Genomic DNA, 22,458 nt, shown 5'->3' with positions numbered 1-22,458 from the left:
TCACCATTGCGACGCGGGATACTAGTTCCCGCTGTTCGCACCGTTACCGTTGTCACCGCCATTGTTTCCGTTGTTGCCGTTGTCACCGCCATTGTCGCCGCCGGTGTTACCGTTGTTACCGTTGTCGCCACCGGTGTTACCGTTATCTCCACCGTTGCCGCCATTGTCACCACCAGTGCCAGGATTCGGGTTCGGCGTAGTTCCTCCGCCGTTACCGTTGTCACCGCCATTGCCGTTGCCGGAGTTGCCGGGGTTGGAGCCGGATCCATTGCCCGAGCCAGAGGAGTTGCCGGCACCAGATCCCGAGGAACCGTTGCCGCTGCCGGTATTGCCATTGCCGGCGCCGGAATTACCATAGCCGTAGTACCCGGAATTGCCCGACCCGTCGTTCTGCGCGGCCGCCTGCTGGGCCTGATATTCCTGCATGGAGGTTTGAACACTCTTTTCGGCGTTCTGCAGCGCGGTGAGCACCTTAGCAAGCTCGTCCGCCGTTACGCCGTTCTTGTTCAGCGCGGTGTTGGCCGCATTGATGGCGTCCTGCAGGGAGGTGCGCGTTGCATCATCCGTAACCGCGCCGGCACTTTGGTCGAGCAGGGTCTGCGCTGTGGAGACCTCAGCGCTGAGCTTCTTCTTGGCGTCGTCCACTGCCTTCTTGGTTTGGCTTTCGGTCACGGCCTTGGCGGCAGCTGTGATGGTCGAGGCCTGCTTCTTCATCGCAGACGCCAGCGTGGTGTTCTTCTTGGCCACGCTGTTCAGTTGTGAAGCGGACGCCATGTACGAGCACTTGGACACCTTGTCCATGTTCTGCCCGGCCTCGGCTGCACTCTTGAGCGACTTCACCGTGCTGGTGTCCGCCACCTGCGAGCTGGTCACCGCCTGCGCTTTCTTGGAGCCGTCGAGCGCCTGCGAGAGTTTCTCGCTGGCGTCGTTCGCAGCGGTGTTCGAAGTATTGCACGCGGCGAGCGCCTGGGAATGTGCACTGTCGTTTTTCAACGAATTCCAATACACAAATCCGCCGATCGCCAGTGCGATGACGATCACCACCACCGCTACGATGGCCACGATCAGCCAGGGGGACCGCTTCTTCTTGGGTTGGGCCTCAGGCTCGGCGGCCAGATCCGCGGCGATGTCGCTACGGATGTCGGATGGTGCCGGGACGGCATTGTCGGGAGCGCCGGAAGTGCCAGTTTCAGGCATGATCACAGGCGGCAACGCAGTCGTTGCACCGGAATCCCCCGGCTGGTCATCGTCATAGACGGACGAGGGGAACTCCAGCGGAGGAATGCCCCACTGGGTGTCGACGATGTCGTCCACTGCGGTCAGCGGTGAGTCGAACGACAACGCCGACTGTGTATGAGCAGGAGCAGCAGACGCAGTGGGAGCGACAGGTGCCGTGGTTGCCGTAGAAGTAGCCGAAGACGCAGACTCAGCAGCAGGCGCAGCAGAAACAACGGAACCCGCGCCAGACACCGTCACGCCGGGCACCGAAACACTCGGTGCCGAGGCCGAAACAGGCAAAGCGCCCAATGCCGCGCTCGGCACCGCCGAAGGTGCAGCACCCGCCCCCGGCACCGCAGATGGAACACGCAAGGCACCCCCCTCTTCCGCCCTTACCACCGGGCCAGGCGCGTCGGTTTTCAGGTTGGCGGCGCTGCTCGCCACCCCCACTGGAGGCAGCACCATGGTTTCTTCAGCGGCAACGGGATGCAGCTGTGCGTTGTTGTTGACCTCGCCTTGTCCGTTCTCCATAGTCATCGTTCTCTGCTGTGTTCTTTACTGATTGCGTCCGATTATGTCTAATTGTGTTCTATTGGTTATGCTGCCTGATGCTCGAGCGTATTAAACCACAAACCTCGCTACTGAACCACAACACATCCTACAAAACACTATGTTTCACAACTTGTTTCACACATGATCCCGCCGGCCAGAGCCGCTAGATTCCACGCGCACCAAGCCGCAAGCTCACATACCGAGATTACCCTGTAACCTACGCCTTCGCCACCGGTGCCGCATCAATCGGCCGGGCATCCACATAATACTTACGCATACTGTCCAGCATGAGCCACAATGCCTTGTTGGTCTGCTCGGCTGCAGCCCGGAATACTGGGAATTCCTTACCGAACGGATCTTCGATGTCGCGCGCCGGCGGAATCAGGGGCCGCACAAACGAGGCCACATTCACCACGGACTTAAGACGCTCCTGAATGGTCTCACCATGTACCATGTCGTTGCGCGCGCAATACAAGCACATGCTCGCGAATTCGGTGATCAGGAACGTATGGCGGATCGCCCCGGGAGCTATGGAAACGACGTCCTGCACCTGATCATGCTCAAAGCACAGCACCAAATCGGCGGATTCGGCCATCTCGCGGGTGAGCTGCTTAGAGCGGAACGACGACGAGTCGATGGAAAGGCTGTCCATAAGACGCCTGCTGGACGGATCGATCGGCTGCGCGTCGAGACCATGTGTACCGGCGCTGGAAATCTCAATGGAAGTATGTACCAGATATCGGCGCATCATAAGCTCGCCCATTGGCGAACGACAGACATTGCCCGTGCAGACGAACAGAATGTGCATGGGATTGGTTCCTTCGTTCGGTGGCTATCGCGCCAGTGACAATACCAACAACAAGTCTCATAGCCCTGAAGCTGAGAAATCTACGATATCAAAGCCCCCGCACTATCAGCCCAGCGCGGCCTGATTCACCTTGTCGACAGCACCCTGCAGAGCGGCAGACGCATTCTGATATACAGTGACGCTCATCAGCTGGTCAGAAGCGAGCAACTGCTGTACTTGGTTCAGCACGTTAGAAAGTTCCTTGCGGGTAGACGGATCAACATGGCTGATATTGGCCGAAGTCGAAAGCTGCTGCACCTGAGACAACTGATCATTCAACGCCTGACGAGCATTCGTGGCATCCTTAGTCTCTTTGGATGCCGACACTGCAGCACTAGCTGTAGTGACATTTTCATTCTTCTTGCCCAGCTCACGAGTCTGCGCAGTAATCTGGCTATCTTCGCTGGCATTTTGGCTGGCAGCTGCGCCAGCAGTACAGGATGGAGCAGTATCAGATACCTTCTGAGCATCAGCGATGGCAGACTTGAGCTTATCTACAGTGCCTGCATCAGCTACCGCATCGGCAGTAATTGCAGCCGTTGGCTCAACATCCTTGACCGTCTTCTTGAGACGTTCCACGCTGGACTGATAGATAGAAATGGATTGCTGGCAAGAATCAAAAGCGGTCTGGGCGGTATCCTTGCGCTGCAACAACGCAAAACCACCAGCAGCCGCCAACGCTGCTACCACAACGGCTGCAGTAAAAGCGACAGTTGTTTTTCGGGAATTATCATCATCTGCAAGCACAGCACGCGCAGCAAGTGCAGATGGATTTGCCAATGAAACGCCATTCGCATCAAGTGATGGGAAATCAAATTCATAAATCTTTGTATTAGATGCAGCGTTTTCCGGGCGTACTGCATCGATTGGCCAATCGTATTCCACAGTTTCCATACTCTGTTTCTCCTATTACTTCGCTATTCCGATACTTTACACCGACCACACCCACTAGCTTCAATGGTTCCGTTCTACCAAAACCACCGAACTGCATGCACAATTCAATCGATATGCGCCAAATTATTCACTAAGATGTTTGCCTCGTTTGTGCGCGAAGCGGATTCTCTTCACATCATCAACACCACTATTCAGGCTGCCCATCAGACCCGCAACACCAGCTGCCCATAAAAACAGCCATATCGCATAGAAGGCATATCCCTCGAACTGCACGTATAAATAGGCCAGCAACAACATCCAGCAAACAGTCATCTTGTTCCACGCACGGCATCGGGTCACATGCACGAGAATCAATGCCAGCAAAGCAATGAACATTACTGCGCCGAACTCAGTGATGAAGTCAATGTACGCGCTCATCGAGAAGATATAGTGGTCGCCCGGCGGGGAGCCAAGTAATCGAATCTCACCGTTACCGGCCGGATTATCTCCGCGCGCCTGCAACCAATTGAATGCGGTTTGGTATCCACGTGCAATGGCATCTTTCAGATTGCCTGCACCGAATCCGAACACAAGGTGTGGAATATCGGCAAGCCACGCTTCCACCGGCGCCAGTGCGCGGAAAAGACGCGCCATGGACGAAAAGTCTCCACTAATCAGACCGTGAGAAAGCATGAGTTGGATTCGATCATTGGTCAGCAGCACTGCTCCACCGGCAGCCCCTACCACTCCCACACCAACCAGTGCAATAATAATGTTGCGCAAACGATGGAAATTGACCAGTACAATCACCCACAGCAGCAGTGCAATGACCATGTCGACAAGAATGCGCAGACCGGCACCCATTGCTGCGGATCCAAAGGCATACATCAAAATTAGCGCTGCGATATCTTTACGTCGGGTAAGCCATTGCAACGGCATCAGCACACCGAACAGATGCATTCCAATGTATGAAGGCTCTGCGAACAGGAACTGAACACGGTTAGGCACATAATTACGCTCAAGAAACCGCTGCGAAAGCATGGTCATCCATGGTGCATGACCATGCACAGCAATGAACTGCAATATGCCAACGCCGAACGACACCGTGTAAGCCACGACTATTACGGTGATTGCAGCATTCCAGTTCAATCGTTTTATTCGGAACGCTATGTCCAAGGAGATTAGGCAACTTACGCCGGTTACCAATGCAGCAAGAGTCCTCAACGCGGTATTGGGATGGAAACCGATAGTCATCCATCCATATACGCTAATCATCACCAGCGCAACAGGGAACAGCAGTAAAGTTCCATATCGAGCAAACACCCGTGGCAAATACCGAATATTCAACACTGCATATATGGCAAACAATACCGGGGAAATCGGCGACCAGTACATCATGTTCAGCCCGAATACTGTACCGCCCGCAGGCAACATAATAAGCGCTGCGTACAAAACGCTATCGGTCAGGTCAACAATATTTGGCCTGCTAACTTTGCGAGCTAACGCTACATTCGTCATTGCTGCACCTCAGTATTCATATGTAATCTTTGAGTCTCCGTTTGCGGGCGTCTGATCGATGGTAAGCGACGTGGCACCAGAGGCTGTGGTGACGTCGAACTCCAGCGTGACTGTGGAGCCGGGAGAAATCACCGCCGCCAGATTCATCCAGTAGGTAGCACCGTTGGATTTTACCTTGGTAAAGGTCTGCTCGGCGGGGGCCACCTTGGTAGACGAATCACTAGTGATCTTGATGTTCTTTACCGACCCGCCCGCAGGCTGAGCAATCATAAAGGAATGTCCCACGACTCCCGGCTGCGTCAATCCGCTCATGGCCGCCTGCACCACGGCCTTTTCGTCATCGCTCGCAGAGGATTGACCAATGAGCTCGTTAATCATCTGCGTTGGGAAGGTGCCGGTGATGTATACCGGCAACTTCTGGGCCTGGTCCGCGGTCATCGTGTTCTTGGTCACGGCGGTGACATGATAGGTCGCGCTGCCATCGGCATTGGTAGAGGTTCGCTTCACCGTGGTGTTGCGCTGCAGATACCAATCTGACTTGGTCCACCCCATCTCATTCACATAAACACCGGCGACCGGATTCTGCGCATTCGTGGATGGTTCGCCGGTCATGCCGGCGGCACGAAGCTGTTTTTGATCCGACTTATCGAAGGACCACATATAGATATGCCGTCCCTTTGCCAAAGACGGCACTACGGACATGAGCTGCAAAGCCTTCTGGGCGTTCATGCCGGAGAAGGATGCATCAATGATGCGCTGGGCGCTTTCCTGGAAGAACGCATCTTCTGCCGCCTGATCCGGAATATCGATATACACTTGGTTTGCAAGGTATTGCGCGGCGTTCTGCGAGGTGAGCGTCTGGCCGGTGCTTAGCATGATGTTCCCGGTGACGCCAATTAACGACTGCAAGGCCAGAGTATCGAACGAAACCATGCCATCGACATCCGTGGAACCGAAGGATTGGCCGACCCACACCTGCCTGGCGTATTCGGCTCCGATGGGGAAGTTCGGGGTGGCCGAAGCAAGACGGATATCGCCGCCATATTGCACGCCAAGGCGCGAGATGGCATACATTTTGTCGATTTCGTTGTCGCCTACGGAAACCGGCGCGGTCTCAGTGAACTCGGAATCAGAATGGAATTTGCCAATGGAGACCTTGCCGTTCTCAACAGTCATAGTGCCCACTGAACCGACCACTCCACCTGCAGCCTGAGTTTCGGCATTGGTCTGGGAAAGAATCAAGTAGTTGCGCGTGCCGCTATGCCCGAATAACGCAGAGAGACTGCCCAGCATATCAGACATATTGCCAATCTGCTCTGCCATTGCATTCAGCATTGATTTGCTGTTATCGATTGCCATACGGACTTGGCTGATATGAGGCTCCGGAACAGCATCCAGCGCCTGGACCTGTTCCTGCAATGCGGCATTGGCGGCGGTGATGTCATTGCCTGCAGCAGTGAGCGTCTTGACGTTGAAGCTGCCGTCCGCATTGGTGAGGCCAGACTGCTGCATGGTATTGGCGGCATCAACCAAACTAGGCAGCGCCTGCTGGGCAAGTGTGTCAAAAGCATCAGTGGCAGTCTATACGGCAGCGAAATCATCCCCCACCACAGGGAACACCGTCGCAATGTGCCAGACAAAGCCATCAGTCTGCGCACGCGCCGTCGCTCCATGCCCTTGCAACTGCGTGATAGCGGATTCAATAGCGTCGCCATGAATGCCGCTCCCCTGCGCAGCGACTGACGCCAACTGTGCACTCAATCCGGATGAAGCAACAGTATCCACCGCCTGGGCCATCTCGGTTTTGACGATGCACACAGCATTATGCAACAACACCGCATACATAACCAAAACGGCGAACAGCACACCGCAGACCACGGTAATATTGCGCCCGAAATGGCCCTTCTTCTTCCTGCAAAGCTGAGCACGCCTAGACCGTCTGGAAATGTTCAGATCCAGATTCCCTGATTCGTTATTCTCCTCAACATGCATCCCGGCCACCGCAATCCCCTCTGCCCAAAAAGTCACCGACCGTCATTCGACTTTAGCCGTTCCAATATATACTGCTTAGCAAATACATGTGAACGGCATCAGGATTATTTGGCTCTTTGGATGTTTGTTAGGGTGTGGATTGTTGGTTATTCTTACTGGTTATTGGTGTCCGTGGAGTTTGAAATCAAGCCCGCCACATTTGAGCATGACGAGAGCGATGAGCCAGTAGTGTCCTACCGCAAAATCTCACTGGTCGAGGGACCCTGGGCGAAGAAAGGAACCAAGTCTCTCATCGTGAACACTCCTTGCAGATCTATATGCGATACGGCTTCTGCTCCGAGTAGTCATTAAGCAGTATGTGACTTGGACGAGCCAAAACTACAGTCGACAAAGTCACATACTTTTGTATACCTACATGACATTTTATGTCGTGTAGGCTGCAAGACAACGCACCTCTCGTCCGTCATTTTGCCAGACAAATCAACTCCCACAGACGAGCTGCACATCTATCCGCCCCAAAAAACACAACACAATAGGAGAAGAACAGAACTCAAGATTTCTGTGATTGAAACACATTCTATTTGCACGCTAATCAACCAAGAAATCGTAACATATTCACACAATTAGTGTCTACGATGTGTTCTTCTGCCTCTAATAAAGAAAACAATAACAAAAAATACAATTAACAAGAAAACAAAAATAATATAGTATAATATATTATACACATGAATGGAATTCTTAGACGAATCCTGCTCATTGTTAGACTGCGTTTCCGTATCCGGATTTAGAGGCAAATCTGTAGTATTAATCCAATCTTCTGCAGCTTCGGCCACCAGTTTGTGCCCCTTCTCGTTAGGATGCCGGTTATCGCTCTGCCATGTATCGGTAGTATCTTTTAACCAGTCTTGCCAGTTATCCGGAACAATAACACCTGGCACTGTCTTGAGAGCAACAGTTAATAGAGGAAGACTGGCTCCAAATTCATTTAAACGCTCAAGATTTGCAGGGGATGGAGGGATGATTTCAGGGATATAAATGATTTGAGCATCAGGATTGTCTTTAACAGTTTTTTTAAACAAGGAAGTTAAAGAGGCGCCAATATCATTAATACTATTGCCGGCTAATAAATCATTAGAAATGCCAACAAAGAAGATTCTCCGGATTTTAGAAGATTTCTGTTCTGACATCGCACGATTGTACTGCTCTGTAAAATTATACTTAGTTAAAAAACCAGAACCACCGTGAGCATAATTAGCGCAAGTAGCATTATCTGCCTCGCAAAACTGATGAGCCCATGTATTCAGCTGCTGCACCTTATCATAATCGTCATATTTATATCCAGGTAATCCATATCCATCTGTAGTTGAATCACCGATAAAAATATCGACATCCCTATTTGTTCCAGCACCAAATGCTGTAAATGGAGAACACATAGCAAACAAAAAAGTAAATAGCACCAACGAAAAGGAAGATATTTTTTTTAAAAAACGCATTTTAACAGTCATTTCTCCTTCTTAGCCAATCTTTGAATTATGTTTCTTTGATCTGTCTCACCAAGCAGGAAATTTAAACCAATCTTATCGAATAAAATGCCTATAGATAAGGCAAGACCACCAAATACAAAGAAATTAATTAGGAACATAATAATTGGTCTTATATTTGTAAGATATGCAGCCGATACATAGACCAACGGACTATGTAACAAATATATACGAATGCAATGGTTGCCCAATAGATTGATGTACTTGCTAGATTTAATAGGTATCAACAAAAAGACAAGCAGAATAATAGGTGTCGCAATTAAAGAAATCGAATATTTTCTTATTATACCATGTCCCAAAACTGCAAGTAGAACAAGAACAGCGAAACAAATGATCACAAAGATTATTTTATAATTCAAATTCTTTTTACTAAAAAGAACTTTTTGATAACGATGTAGCATCAATCCTAACACAAAGAATAAGTAATTCTCAATAAAAAGTTTCGACAGGAAACTTGCAGGGAAGAACTTATAGCAGAGAAATAATCCTACAACAGCTACAAAAACACACAAATCACCTTTATAAGACAAGCCAAATATGCTATATCCTATGCCCATAATCACAAATAGAGCAAACAGAACAGGCATAAACCACAAATGACCCGACAATTCTCCAGTGATAAACATCTTTTTTAAAAGAATAAGAGACAAACCACTATTATATCCCGAAACATGAGAAATAAACTTCAGTGGATACATCCAACATATACTTACAAATAAAGTGGGAATAACAATTCTTTTTATTTTTTTCGATATCAATAGTAAATAATTTGTACTCTTTTTTAACGTATAAATGAAATTATAACCCGACACAGCAAAGAACATGGGCATAATTGGTACACACATATATATTATTTGAAATATTTTTTCAAAAAAAGAATTTGATATAGAATACCTCGACTGAAAAGGAAAGCCGGGAACTAAATATAAAGCAACACTATGATATAAAACAACAAATAAAATCAATAACGACTTCAGTTTGTTAGGTGTTTCTTTTGATACATGTATCTTCATTATCCCTTACTCCCATCATCTATCTATGCTATTGTTCATAGTCTATTTCGAGGTCTATACTGTACATATCATAAGTGTTGACTTGTATCAGCATGTAACCTCGCGATTCACGAAGAGTTAGCTCTGTTCAAAGGATATGTCTTTCATATGGTCTCATCACTAGCATTTTTCGCACAATCCCTCATCGGCGATGGCCGCTACCGCATGATTCGTGAACGTGAACTCTGTGAGCGCGGCTTTAAGGAGTATGCGCCTCAGTTCCTTGGTACAAAGGCTCCGCGCAGTCTCCTCTTCTGTGTTCCTGAGCATTGCAATATCGGCGATCACGCTATAGCGTTTGCCGAGCGTAGAATGCTACTGTCTGAAAGCGCTAGACCATTACTTGAATTCTCCGGCGACATGGCCAAAGTGCTGCGTTGCGTTCAGAAATACGTAACGCCCGAAGATACCATTTATCTCCACGGTGGAGGCAATATGGGCACACTGTATCAGAATGAGGAACGGTACCGTTGCGATATCCTTTCACTTGTCCCTCACAACAAAATCGTATTGTTCCCGCAAACAATCAGTTATGAGGACACTCCTAAATCACAGCAATACCTGCGTCATACGCAAACAATATATGGTAAGTGCAAAAAAAATCTGAACTTATTCGCTCGAGAGGAAGTCTCACTCGAACGAATGAATGCTTACTATGTCAAGAACAACGTCTGCATCACACCAGACATTGTCCTTTCGCTCACTGATCAGGTTGAATCTGATCCAGCATCTCGCACAGGCATTCTGCTTTGCATGCGCAATGATGTGGAGAAGACTACAAGCATATCCGCACAAACCATCCTCGAGACTGCAGCTCAGGCAACAGGAGAGACCGTATCCTATACGGATACCACTATTGATAACAAGTTTGCTCCTATTTCCAAAGAACGCGGAGAGAAGCTGGTTATAGACAAATTCAATGAATTCCGTAAGGCCAAACTCATAATTACCGATCGTCTCCACGGCATGATCTTCAGTGCGGTAACTGGAACACCCTGCATCGCAATGAACAACAGTACCGGTAAAGTCGGATTCGAATACCAGTGGCTCAAAGACTTTCCTTACATCGCGTTCGCCCACAGTGCAGAGGAGACGGTGAACCTTATTCCTCAGGTACTCCAGCAAACCGTCTCTTCTGCAGAGGCGACCGCGTTGTTAAAAGGTCTCTCCCCCGCATTCAATCCCTTGCGTGAACTGATCGACTGATTGTCACCGCCGCGCCAGCTTTTTCCCGAGTTTGTTACGTATCAAAGCAACAAACTCGGCTCGGTCGGTCTTGTCAAAGGCAATGAAAAGATTCGCGCATAAAGCAAGCGATCCGCAAATAGCCGCAGCAATGATCAGTCCGAGCCAACCGGTCGGCACATATACCATCCGATACAGCGTGCTGATGATTAGAACAGAAGATACACAGAGACAACCACGCAAAATCGACTTGTAGAACGTATACCATTGCACATCCAAGCAATAAGCCGCATATATGGGAGTAAAGGTGAGGTTGCGTGCCAACCCCATGACCAAGCTGACGACCGGTATCGTCCAGATGCCCAGTGACGTGAACTTGAGCAATGCGATGACCATCAGCACGTTGACCACGCCAAGCACAACCCATACCAAAGCCGGAACCTTGAGCTTGTTCGTCACCGTGTACACGTTGAAGATAGTGTTGATGCTGCCCGTCACCACCATGGGTATGAGCGTGAGCACCGACAGGCCTTGCAGCAGACCAGCATCCTGACCAGGCACCCATATCCGGTAGAAATCAGCACCGAAAATGATCAGGTAACCAATCGGTATGGTCAGTAACGCACCCATCACCTTGACCGAGAACATGATGCTATCCATCAGCTTGTCATACTGTTTCTTTGCATAGTAAATGGTGAACTGGGGAATGAACACACCCACAAGCACGGCTACAATCTGCTGAATGAACGTAGGCAGAGTCTTCACCAATGAGTATTCGCCAGCAGCCTGCGCTCCCACAAACACATTCATCAACAGAAGATCCAGTGTGGTCAGGAGCACTATGCTCAACTCATTCACAGAATTCCATACACCGGAACTCAGCAATTCCTTTACCGCGGTCCAACTAAACCTTCCACGTTCAATTCTCAACTCCGGCAGCAATTTGCGTGTGTAATACACGTTCGTCGCCCATATCCAGATATTCACGATCAACATCGTGGCAGTCACGAAGTAGATCTTCGGTTGCAACAATGTAAACAGTCCAATCAATACCGCCGCACGAATAACATTGCCCTCGATGCCACGGCGTGCGCTCAGATCAAGACGATTGCGAACAAAGAACACGCATCCAAACACCGATAACACCAAGCCAACCAGCAAACCGATAAACGAGAACATGAACGTCAGCTGAACATCACCCACCAATCCCGCAGGAATATTCAGCAGATCATCGGCAAACAGGATCAGCAAGACTACAGGCACCAGCAGCACCAACGCAAGAATGGTATTCGCCACTAAAACCGAGTTGAAATATGTGTTCGCTTTCTTCAAATCGCCGCGATTCACCTCAATCGAGATGAAACGCGATGCCATCGAATTCAAGGCTACCGTTACAATGTTCGTGTATCCGATGAAATTGTTCGCCAACGGCACGAAGCCATACGCCTCAGACCCCAACGTACGGATGATATACGGCGTCAACACAAAGCTCACGCCAAACTGCACTCCGAAGGCCAACACGTTCGCAGCCATGTTAACCGCCAAGCGTTTACGTTCTCCCACGGTTCTCCCCAATCCCATCATTCAATCGCAACCTAAACATCTCGAATCAAAACCGGTAAACCATCGATATTGATCGCTATTGCTCGTCCACTATATAGCTTGGCCTGTCAATCGTGTCGTCTATATATATTGAACCCCAATGGCAGAGGGGGATTGAACAAGAGATGCTGAGCCACAACAGACAGCCTAGACACAGTATCAGGCATTTAAATCATCAAAGCGAAGGAAAGGAATCCGCCTCTCCATCGCGGGTGCTCTATCCCGTTCTGGATTCGCTTAAATGCGTACTCGCTTTTTCTGCTTCGACAAGGTTCAGGCCGTCCCTACTGAGAACAGCGGTACGCGATGATGGAGCTCCGTCTGTTGAAATCAGCAAAATCGATCTTCATCATATATGGAGCCTGACCACATGCCGCTGAATATACTTCCCTTTGCCAGAAGAAACAAAACACCGGCAACAATAATCCATATTTAATAAATGCATTAGTCAATGTCACAATACAAATAACGTCCAGAATGTTTCGCACAGACAAGAAACACGAATAATGACAGATAGTAGAAAACCACTTGTATCGATAATTGTTCCCGTATATAATGTCAAGCCATATCTCAACGAATGCATGCATTATCTGGCAAATCAAACCTACACCAATATAGAAATAATACTAATCGATGATGGATCAATCGACGGCAGCAGCGACATATGTGATTCTTGGTCGAGGCGAGATTCGCGTATTATTACGTTACATCAGAACAATCAAGGCGTCAGCGCTGCGCGCAACGTGGGCATCGAGACGAGTACAGGTCAATTTATCGTTTTCATAGATAGCGATGACAGAATGTCGGAGAATCTTGTCGAGCAGTGTATGAAGACAATCAACAGCACCGGTCATCAAATCGTGATGTACAAGCATATACGAACTACCGAGGATGGGACTCCCATAACAGCTGCCCCATCAAACATGTTCCCGGTTATTGCGGGGGGAACACGGAGCATATCCGGCATCGAAGCCGCACGACTCATATTGCAGGGCAAATTGTTCAGCATGCCATTTTTCTTCCTTGCGGAGAGACAATTGTACATGCGATACAATATTCGCTTCCCTGTCGGACGGGCAGTGATGGAAGATCCGGTAACCGTTTATAAAGTCTTCTGCAAAGCAGATACTATCGATGTATTGCCTGAAATACTGTACTATTATCGGGAACGCCCTACTTCCGCCGTAAGCAATTCGAGAAATGCAAACAGCATCATATGCAATATCAGCAATCTGGATGAGATGGCGGAGTTCATTTCGACGAACGTGCCTCAACTCCAAATGATGTCTGCAAATTCGGCATAGCCATGACATTCAACGCGATGAAAACCTTAAAACGGTTGAAGTCATCTATTCCATCAAAGCAATATCGACAGTTACGCTCACAATTGCTCAGGCAATCTCGATCGATGGCCAAGACACTGGGGATTCGAGAAATCGACCCCAAGAATCTGGCAAGATTCATTCTTACACCATTGATTTAAGACGGTGACTTCGTTGTCGACGTACACGATATATTTGTAATCTCTTCGTAACGGTGGCCAATCACATATTACGGACCACCGGTATGCGATCATATATCTACGACATGCTACGTAACGCCACGACTCAGCCCTTCAGCAGCATCTTCAGTCTCCAAAACAGAAATGGGCAAATACGAAGCCCCCAGTAATACAATGCATGCTTCTTTGACATCATACGCGTAACCGTTACAGGTATCTGCCTGAAATGGGCAAACACTTTTCGTAATCTTGCATGCACTTCAGTGTTGTTCCACCCCAGGGACTCGCTATAGAACAAGTCAACAATTACACTATCGAACAATGCATCGATGATATCCGCGCAATCAGCTTTGTCGTTCAGTGTAATTACACGATCAATCCATGCATCTAAGCGGTCCAGTCGCTTAATGTTGTACTGCGCGCCCATAATGCTTGATACATTATCAATGTAGTGATACAGCTGCTGAGGTAGCCACACTGTTCGAGTACATTGCTCCGCAACGTGATGAATTACAAACTCATCCTCATGTGTCGCTCCGACCGGATAACGCAATGTGCTCCATATGCGAGCTGCATACAATTTATTCCAGGCTACAACTCCGGCATATCCGATAAGACGATTGCGGAGGCAGTCATAGGGGGAATGAATTTCTTCTGAGTCGGCAATAGGTTTGTCGTCTGGAAGAGGATTCCCGGCATTATCCTCATGTGCGATAGAGCAAATCGCTACATCAGAATTCGTACGAGACAAAGCCTCAAGAAGACTCTCAATGTAGTCAGGCTCTACCCAGTCATCGCTATCCACGAATGCGATGTACTGACCATGAGCCACATCCAGCCCAGCATTACGCGCCGCAGATAATCCGCCATTTGCCTGATGTATCACTTGAATACGTGAATCCCGGCGACTCCATTCGTCGCATATCTGCGGGCAGCAATCCGGCGAGCCATCATCTACCAATATGATCTCGATATTGCGATATGTCTGAGCCACCAGGCTCCTCACACAGCGGTCGAGCCTAGATTCCACCTTATAGACAGGCACAATGATGCTCACGTGGCTCATATCTGCCATTGTTTACACTCCCCCTCTTGCTTGTCCTGCACCAATATATCACCGTCATCAGGTCCGTTTTTCGTATATCTACTTCACTCTTTACCCAGAAACCAACGCCACAGAATATCACTGTTCAGCAGGTAACAAATCTTTACAATCCGGCTTGCTGCAGCGCTGCGCAAACCACGTAGGTAATAGGACCTGTATGGGGAATCTGCCAGTAAATGTATATATCTCAACCGTTGAGGGATCCCAACCGATGAAGGGGCACGCCGAGCTGCATCCAAAGCCCAGAGCACGTCATTAGCCAGTCTGCGGCATAATCCCAACTGATGCTCGGCAGTTAAATCTCCGAACTGATAGAAAGACAGGCGCTGCTCATGCTGCCATTGAATATCCTGAGGCTTATTTAACTTGAAACCTGACGCAAGTCCACCCTGCGTTTCGCTGTATTCGTATAGTGCACTCGGCAATGCCACCACTGTGGACGGACCATGGCGCAATGCATCGAATACAAATACCGTGTCTTCACCGTAAGCCACCTGTTCGTTAAAGCGAAGATTCCCGACCCACTGGCGCTGATAGAGCTTCCCCCAGCATTGGAATAAGTACAAAGACTCTTCTAGGTCACAGATCGCATTCAGTTCCGCTGCATCAGTTGTATTGCCTACGTGCACAATCTTTTCATCAGCAACTTGATGTGCTGAGGCCTTTCTCCCAGGTTCAGCATCTTCAAAATGACTCCGATAGCCGGCAATGCACATTTCTGCATTATGCTGATGCGACTTATCTACCATGAGTTCGATTGCGTTTGTGTCCAGCCAATCATCACTGTCCATAAACATCACGTATATGCCATTAGCGGCATCAAGTCCAATATTGCGTGCCTTGGAGACACCACCATTGGTTTGGTGAATGACTCGGATGCGGCTATCTTCGACCGCCAACTCATCGGCAATAGACGGAGTCGAATCGGTGGATCCATCATCCACGATGATGAGCTCAATGTCGCAGTATGTCTGATTGGTGATGCTCTCTATACAACGCTTCAACGAACGTTCCGCGTTATATGCTGGAATGATCACGCTCACTCTTGGATTACTCATCCCCACTCTCCATCACGCCAGCGCAATACGCCACAGCCATCGCCAATTCAATGCGATGAGTATTTTCTGCGAGCGCGTCATCCATGAATGACCGAGTGCTTTGAACACGTATGGACGCAATTCCTTGTCACCGGTCATTTCCATAACATACTGGGCCTTTTGCGATGTGGTAATACCCGTACCTTGTTTAATCATGGGAATGACCCAGCCAATGTCATTTGCCATGTGAAAGGATACGTTGCTGGCCACATCGTGGTCTTGCATATGGCCGGCAAAGAACTGCAGCTTTGTACGGTTCGCCTGAACCACGTTCAAGGATTTCTCTCGTTTGAACACTGTGGCCAGGCCGCTATCCATATGCCGATATTCGTACAGTGCTTTAGCTGAGGCAAATACACTGGGCTTGGATTCCGACGCCAAGGCAGAGAGTACAAATTCAAGGTCTTCCTCATAGCACATCGCAGCATCGAAACGCGTATGCTCCACCAGCTGGCGCGCGAATAGCTTGCCCCACGGCGGGTTCAAGTAATCGACTCGGAGCAGGTAAGACAACACAGTGTAATAGTCCGGCTGTTCGGCAGATGCCACCATATCGCGAGGCACCACGCTAGTGCGAATCGTCTTACCGTACTCGTCAATGAATCGCTTGCCGAAGACCACCAGTCCATAACCGCCGCCTACCGCCTGTTCAACACTGTATTGGATTGCTTCGGCATCCAACACATCATCGCTATCTACAAACATGACGTAGTCTCCAGTGCAGGAGTCCAGACCAACATTGCGAGCGCCGGAGGCACCGCCCCCCTGAGCAAGATGCAGCACAGTGATACGGCTGTCTCGCTCCGCCCAGACATCGCACATCTCAGGACATTGATCAGGGGATGCGTCATCAACCAGAATCACTTCCAATTGCTGATACGTCTGGGCGATGATGCTTCGTACGCATTCGTCAAGGAACCGTTCCGCCTTATACACCGGAACGATGACGCTCACCAAAGGCTGAGCCGCGGATTGAGTCAAAACAGTCCCCATATCACTTTCTCCCTGCTTTGCCCAGGTACAGCTCCTGCAGCTGCGCAGCCACATCGCGAATGTCATAACCGGCCACCCGCACCTCATCGGCGTGGTCGCGCCGTTCACCGGATGATTCGATAGCTGCCCGCAACTCATGCGCCCACTGTTCGGCGGACTCCGTCAACGGAAAGTATCGCATCAGGTTGGTCACCTTAGCCTCAGGTGGAACGGCCCCCGCCGAACCCAAACACGGCAGACCGGCGCATTGCGCCTCCACGTAGACGATGCCCAGACCCTCATAGAGCGACGGCAGCAGGAAAGCGTCCATAGCCTGATAATAGGGAGCGGCATCAGGCTGCGAACCGACGAACCGGACTGCATCCCGAATGCCGAGCTGAGCGATACGTTCGTCCATACGGTCTCGCAGCTCTCCAATGCCGACTAGCAGCAACAAAGAATCAGAGACCATCCTGTGGTATTCAGCAAAGACATCAATCAGGAACAGCGGATTCTTCTGCTCCCTGAATCGGCCGCAGAACCCGATCACCGACGTGCTTGGTGCAATGTCCAATGCAGCGCGAGTGGCATCGCGCGCTGCTTTGTCATAAGCGAAATGCTTGGTGTCGATGCCGTTGCGCACCCATGTATACGGTTTGCCCGGAAACATGTACTCCGCAGCGGCCTTGGAACAAGCGCAATACACATTGGGGTATCGGTCGATCTGCCGCTGCGTTTGATGCTGGCACAGCCGCCACACCAACTTGCGCAACACGTTGTCATGCTCATGGTTTGCTGCGGTTCCTGCATTGTGCGAATGCAGGATGCGTAACTGCACCCCTGATTCTGCCGCGTATTTAAGCGGCAGCGCATAGGGAAAATTGGCGTTTACATGCATACCTTGGATTTCCGTATGATCACGGAAGAATGATGTCAGCGCAGTACGTGATTTCGTCATAGATTCACGTTGCGGAACCATCACTCGATAAATGCGCCCTCCCATTGCGAGTATCTCGTCCTCAAAGGCAAGTTTGTCGGTATTATGATCGCACAGGAAGTCAAATTGCACCTTGCTTCGGTCAATATTGCGGTAGATGTTCATTACCATGCATTCAACACCGCCAATATTACCGCCCATTCCCCACTGCAGTATTCGGACTGGATCCGTCATCGTTCCTATCTACCTCCCATGCGGCAAAAATCAACTATGGTTCGTTACTCGGTAATACAGCTTCGGACAAATGCACATTGCCGCCAGCTTTATTTTTCGTTCAATAGAAACCGATGTGTCCTTATACACTGGTCCTGCAGTATTACGAAGTTCGTGCTTCCAGTGTGCAATAAGCTGATTACTGGCCTTATGCGCCACCAGATCATAGACAATGTCATAACGGCCCTGCATACGGAAATATGCATAACCGGAATCGTTTCCACAGCGGTGTTTCCGCAAATAGCGACAACATTTATCCGCAATGATCGCTTTATCAAAAGTATGCTTATTGACATTGGCCGTGGAAATGGAATTCTCGCGAATTCGATAATGATATAACGGCCTTGAATTCACATAAATACCGTTCATAAGGCGATATATATGCGCCAACATATAATAATCCTCGGAATTCAGACCGTTCGGAAACCGCAGCCCGTTTTCCTGATGAAAGAGCTCCGCTTTGAACAGCTTGTTCCACATGGCGCTGACCATGCGATCACGGTGATACAGGAACGAATGCACAGCCTGCTCACTTGTGAACAGACGCTCCTCCCGCGCTGTCTCGACAGGACTTTCGGTTCCATCTTCAAAGCTACGTAGCGTGCCGCACATCACCACATCAACATCCGGCCGCTGATTCATCCATCGATTCATGACGAGCAGCATGTCCGGATCAATCCAATCATCACTATCCACAAAGGCGATACGCTGGCCACGTGCCACGTCGAGCCCTGCATTGCGTGCAGAGGAAAGCCCTCCATTCTCCTTGTGAATGACACGGATACGGTTATCACGCTGAACCCACTCATCACACAATTGTGGGCAATGGTCAGGAGAACCGTCATCAATGAGAATAATCTCCAAGTTGGCATACGTCTGATGAACTATACTCGTCACGCACTGGTCCAGATATTGCTCGACCTTATACACCGGAACGATAACGCTGATCAACGAATCTGTATCCGCCTTCATACTCGTCTACCTCCGTCCTCGCAGAGCTTTTAGTTTGGAAATCGCTCCCATCACCATTCCAGTCAACACCACGCTTTTCGAACGTACCAAAACGACGACCAATCGCCTCTGATTCCCCATCAGCCGTACCGAAGCCGCGCAAGTTCGGACAACCGGATCCATCAGAATGGCTTTCGTCAATTGTCTTCTCCTTATGCGCACATCCGAAGTGTGATCTGCATACAGCAACGACAAAAGAATCCACACGTTCGATATAAGACGATTATTGTGATCATTTACATACGCTGGATTCCATTGTTGAATAATCGGCAACAACGTTTGATGAATATATGTACGATCCCGAAGCATCCGAGGATTGTACACACTCATCAAACTTCCGCTCTGCTCACGAATACAGTAGTGATATTTCGCCGAATGAGTTGCGGAAACACGCTCGGCACGGGCATAGAGCGGGAAATTAAACAGCGAGTCCTCCCCCACTCTCACGCTTTCATCAAAACGATGCGCATCTTGCAGAGCGAATTCAGCAAGGAACAGCTTGTTCCATACAGGGCACACATATTGTCCATCACTGAGATCCAGAAAACGACCGATGAATTCATCGCGCGATTGCGCAGTGAATTCGAGAGTCCCCTGAACGGACGCCGACTTGACATCGCCGTTTTCCTTCACCACATCATTGACCGTTGAAAGGAACACGATCTGCGCATTATCTCGAAGCGCAACCCGTACTGCGGATTCGATGTAATTAAGGTCAACGAAGTCATCGGAATCCACAAAAGACAGGTACATCCCCTTCATCACAGGCAGTGCCGCGTTTCTCGCCGATGAAAGACCGCCGTTCTTCTTGTGAATCACGCGAATGCGCTCATCTTTTCTCGCCCATTCATCGCACATTTCAGGGCAGCGATCCGGGGATCCGTCATCCACCAGAATGATCTCCAGTTTACGATAGGTCTGATTTACAATGCTGGTGACGCAACGGTCAAGGTAACGTTCCACGTTGTATACCGGCACGATAACGCTGACCAGCGGCTCATCCCGATTGGCCTTGCTCCTCGCGTTAATTCCACTGCTCATGCTCATGCGTGCACCGTCACAATCTCCTTAGCAGGGAATCGCTTCGACTTGCATGTTTTCGATTCAGGCAGAAAATGACCAACTGCGATATACATCACTAACAGCTCATTGTCCGGAATGTCAAGTAGCTGCCTGGTGGCGTCATCACGCTTTTGCGGAAGCATGGTGTTCAGCGGGCATGCGGCAAGCTGCTGTTCTTCCAAGGCCAGCAGGAGAGACATACCAAATAGACCACCATCCGTGTAACCTTCGTTGCGCTCATCCTGGTTCATCATTGCTTGGATATCCGCAGTGAGCAGGATTAATGCCGGCGGCATCTTGTATCCGCGAAATCCGCCCTGCAATGGCATGGCTCGCTTGATGAGTTCAGGGTTAGTGATGATATGCACACGAGTAGGTTGGCGATTGCACACAGACGGCGTGCGCATCGCGATATTCACAGCTTTCATAATCTCATCTACGGAAACAGGTTCATCACTGAATTCACGCAGTGAATGTCGTTTCTCAGAAAGCACGGCAAACGGAACGGAAGCATTATCGGTCTTGTCCGATACATTAATAGTGAGCACACCGCCGAAATCCGAATCAGTAGTGCCGATTTCATTCCATAATTCGGCAGAGAACAAGGTCTTCGCATATTCAAGGTCAAATCCAGCGGTCTCATGGCGGCGTCGGTACTCATGCAACGTGGAGAGAGCGGTTACATACACCTCATCCTGTCGAGCGTCTTCCGTACTGCGTAGTAGTTCCAAAAGAGGTGCCATTTGAGCAAGCACAGTCTTGCCGAAGCCGAGACGGAAGTCGCGATGACTCAGCCCCTTCTCAATCTGATGCGTGAAGAAGATAATACGAGTGCGCAGATGCTCTTTACGCGTAGAGCCACGCCTGGCATAGTTGCGCCGGAACCTTTTCATCTGGCGAATGGTTTCCCGGCGCAGCTTCAAATCAGATTCACAACCACGAATCCAGGCAATTACCCGCTCGGGCAGTAGCTGTTTTACAAGATTCTTCATCATCCATTCTCCTTACCACTTATCGTCAGCATTCGCTTTCGAGGCCGGCCAAGCAAAAGCGGGCAATACCGATTAATCAGCTCTGCAACAAGCGGACATATCACAAGATTAATCAGTACCGCCAGCATGCCGCACGCCACCTGCATTCGCATATCCGAAGAGTGCACATCTAAGCCAAGAACGCCCAATACTGTAGGGATAAAACTCGTGTAGATAGCAGCGTTCACACAGTAATACACCAACGTGTTTTCGCCCCAATATTGAAGCATATTGCCCACTTTGGAGGCAATGATTGAATGGCGGCTCTCCAACCAATGGCAGAATGCAAGAACAAGATATATACCACTGATCGATGCCACTGCATAACAGACCACGTTGCCGTACACATTTAAATAGGGATTGATGGCAATACCAATGATGTGGTCCTCATAGAACACAGACACACCAAAAGCAATTGCCATAGGAAGCATCATTACCGGCTGCATGAGTACATTCTGTACAGGTTCTCCGGCCTGTCTCAACATCATTCCGACAATATAGAACGCAAACAACGCCAGTGCCACATCGCCAGCCCATGGCAACACAATATGAATCCAAACGCTATATGCATAGCCAACGATAAAGAAGACAATTGCAGTTACCGCGTAATCACAAAGACGATGGCTGCTGCGTTTGGTCAATTGAATCAGCACGTATGCCATGATCTCCATAAGGAATACACACGTAAGGAACCATGGAATTTGGCCAAGGCCAGCTCGCCCTCGAAGATTAATCGCATATCCGGCGATATGAATTAGAATATTCCCCACCGAACCGCCTGAAGCCACGTCCACAATAATCGTGATGCAATCGCCTATGGCGGCGAGCACCAAGCCAGGAATTACTAGCGTACGTATTCGATGCCACAAGAATAACCGAAATGTCGGATATTTGCGGATTGAAAACACAAATCCAGACAGGAAGAAGAACAGCATCATATCAAAAGAGGCAATTACAGAAGTCAACGCCACTGGATATGCACTATGCATCATGAACACGCCGATAATAGCGATGCCCTTGGCATAGTCCACCCATGCAATGCGACGATGCGTCCCTCTCTCACCCATTATCCTGACTCGTTTCCTGTTA

The 22,458-nt window shown here is 49.4% G+C and carries 19 protein-coding genes; 2 read left to right on the top strand and 17 right to left on the bottom strand.

Going from position 1 to position 22,458, the window contains the following annotated elements; translation table 11 throughout:
* Positions 1–21: 21 nt before the first annotated feature.
* From BW09_RS03685 to BW09_RS03655, 8 genes are all read right to left on the bottom strand, one after another.
* Positions 22–1,755 carry a hypothetical protein gene (locus tag BW09_RS03685; protein WP_140462635.1) on the bottom strand — a complete coding sequence of 578 codons (1,734 nt, stop codon included), beginning with the start codon at positions 1,753–1,755 and terminating at the stop codon, positions 22–24.
* 232 nt (positions 1,756–1,987) lie between these two features.
* On the bottom strand, positions 1,988–2,578 hold the full coding sequence (locus BW09_RS03680) for a low molecular weight phosphatase family protein (RefSeq protein ID WP_140462634.1): 591 nt from the start codon (positions 2,576–2,578) through the stop codon (positions 1,988–1,990).
* 105 nt (positions 2,579–2,683) lie between these two features.
* A complete protein-coding gene (locus tag BW09_RS03675; protein WP_140462633.1) occupies positions 2,684–3,511 on the bottom strand; it encodes a hypothetical protein in 828 nt (275 codons plus the stop codon).
* Positions 3,512–3,634: 123 nt separating this feature from the next.
* Positions 3,635–5,008 carry a hypothetical protein gene (locus tag BW09_RS03670; protein ID WP_181161732.1) on the bottom strand — a complete coding sequence of 458 codons (1,374 nt, stop codon included), beginning with the start codon at positions 5,006–5,008 and terminating at the stop codon, positions 3,635–3,637.
* Positions 5,009–5,017: 9 nt separating this feature from the next.
* Positions 5,018–6,541 carry a DUF4012 domain-containing protein gene (locus BW09_RS03665; RefSeq protein WP_258184978.1) on the bottom strand — a complete coding sequence of 508 codons (1,524 nt, stop codon included), beginning with the start codon at positions 6,539–6,541 and terminating at the stop codon, positions 5,018–5,020.
* Between the two features lie 48 nt (positions 6,542–6,589).
* Entirely contained in the window at positions 6,590–7,036 is a 447-nt protein-coding gene (locus tag BW09_RS11065) for a hypothetical protein (protein WP_258184977.1), read from the bottom strand.
* 587 nt (positions 7,037–7,623) lie between these two features.
* Complete coding sequence (locus BW09_RS03660; RefSeq protein WP_140462632.1) at positions 7,624–8,505, bottom strand: SGNH/GDSL hydrolase family protein; 882 nt, start codon at positions 8,503–8,505, stop codon at positions 7,624–7,626.
* Positions 8,502–9,554 carry an acyltransferase gene (locus BW09_RS03655; RefSeq protein ID WP_140462631.1) on the bottom strand — a complete coding sequence of 351 codons (1,053 nt, stop codon included), beginning with the start codon at positions 9,552–9,554 and terminating at the stop codon, positions 8,502–8,504. The genes BW09_RS03660 and BW09_RS03655 overlap by 4 nt, the downstream gene beginning before the upstream one ends.
* A 147-nt stretch (positions 9,555–9,701) precedes the next feature.
* Between BW09_RS03655 and BW09_RS03650 the strand changes: the two genes are divergently transcribed.
* Complete coding sequence (locus tag BW09_RS03650; protein ID WP_140462630.1) at positions 9,702–10,799, top strand: polysaccharide pyruvyl transferase family protein; 1,098 nt, start codon at positions 9,702–9,704, stop codon at positions 10,797–10,799.
* Between the two features lie 3 nt (positions 10,800–10,802).
* Here BW09_RS03650 and BW09_RS03645 read toward each other — a convergent pair whose 3' ends face one another.
* Positions 10,803–12,311 carry an oligosaccharide flippase family protein gene (locus BW09_RS03645; RefSeq protein WP_181161733.1) on the bottom strand — a complete coding sequence of 503 codons (1,509 nt, stop codon included), beginning with the start codon at positions 12,309–12,311 and terminating at the stop codon, positions 10,803–10,805.
* A gap of 575 nt (positions 12,312–12,886) precedes the next feature.
* On the opposite strand from BW09_RS03645, the gene BW09_RS03640 reads away from it, so the two are divergent.
* Positions 12,887–13,684 (top strand): glycosyltransferase family 2 protein, encoded by a 798-nt coding sequence (locus BW09_RS03640; protein ID WP_140462628.1) that lies wholly within the window; start codon positions 12,887–12,889, stop codon positions 13,682–13,684.
* 303 nt (positions 13,685–13,987) lie between these two features.
* Here the strand turns inward: BW09_RS03640 and BW09_RS03635 are convergent, their stop codons facing one another.
* The 8 genes from BW09_RS03635 to BW09_RS03600 form a co-directional block, all read right to left on the bottom strand.
* Positions 13,988–14,956, bottom strand: coding sequence for a glycosyltransferase family 2 protein (locus BW09_RS03635; RefSeq protein ID WP_140462627.1), 969 nt, complete (start codon positions 14,954–14,956; stop codon positions 13,988–13,990).
* A 74-nt stretch (positions 14,957–15,030) separates the two neighbouring features.
* Entirely contained in the window at positions 15,031–16,044 is a 1,014-nt protein-coding gene (locus BW09_RS03630) for a glycosyltransferase family 2 protein (protein ID WP_140462626.1), read from the bottom strand.
* 12 nt (positions 16,045–16,056) lie between these two features.
* Entirely contained in the window at positions 16,057–17,076 is a 1,020-nt protein-coding gene (locus tag BW09_RS03625) for a glycosyltransferase family 2 protein (RefSeq protein ID WP_140462625.1), read from the bottom strand.
* Position 17,077: 1 nt separating this feature from the next.
* A complete protein-coding gene (locus BW09_RS03620) occupies positions 17,078–18,226 on the bottom strand; it encodes a glycosyltransferase (RefSeq protein ID WP_140462624.1) in 1,149 nt (382 codons plus the stop codon).
* A 30-nt stretch (positions 18,227–18,256) separates the two neighbouring features.
* Entirely contained in the window at positions 18,257–19,237 is a 981-nt protein-coding gene (locus BW09_RS03615) for a glycosyltransferase family 2 protein (protein WP_140462623.1), read from the bottom strand.
* 6 nt (positions 19,238–19,243) lie between these two features.
* The gene (locus BW09_RS03610) at positions 19,244–20,323 is read right to left on the bottom strand and encodes a glycosyltransferase family 2 protein (RefSeq protein WP_258184976.1); all 1,080 of its coding nucleotides are present in this window, start codon (positions 20,321–20,323) and stop codon (positions 19,244–19,246) included.
* Complete coding sequence (locus BW09_RS03605) at positions 20,320–21,333, bottom strand: nitroreductase family protein (RefSeq protein WP_258184975.1); 1,014 nt, start codon at positions 21,331–21,333, stop codon at positions 20,320–20,322. The genes BW09_RS03610 and BW09_RS03605 overlap by 4 nt, the downstream gene beginning before the upstream one ends.
* Positions 21,330–22,436, bottom strand: a complete 1,107-nt coding sequence (locus BW09_RS03600) for an acyltransferase family protein (protein WP_140462622.1) — start codon at positions 22,434–22,436, stop codon at positions 21,330–21,332. Before BW09_RS03600 ends, BW09_RS03605 begins: the two co-directional genes overlap by 4 nt.
* Positions 22,437–22,458: the final 22 nt, after the last annotated feature.

It is taken from the genome of Bifidobacterium sp. UTCIF-1, assembly GCF_006408915.1.
Classification (GTDB): Bacteria; Actinomycetota; Actinomycetes; order Actinomycetales; family Bifidobacteriaceae; genus Bifidobacterium; species Bifidobacterium reuteri.
This window is presented reverse-complemented; position numbering and strand designations above follow the sequence as displayed.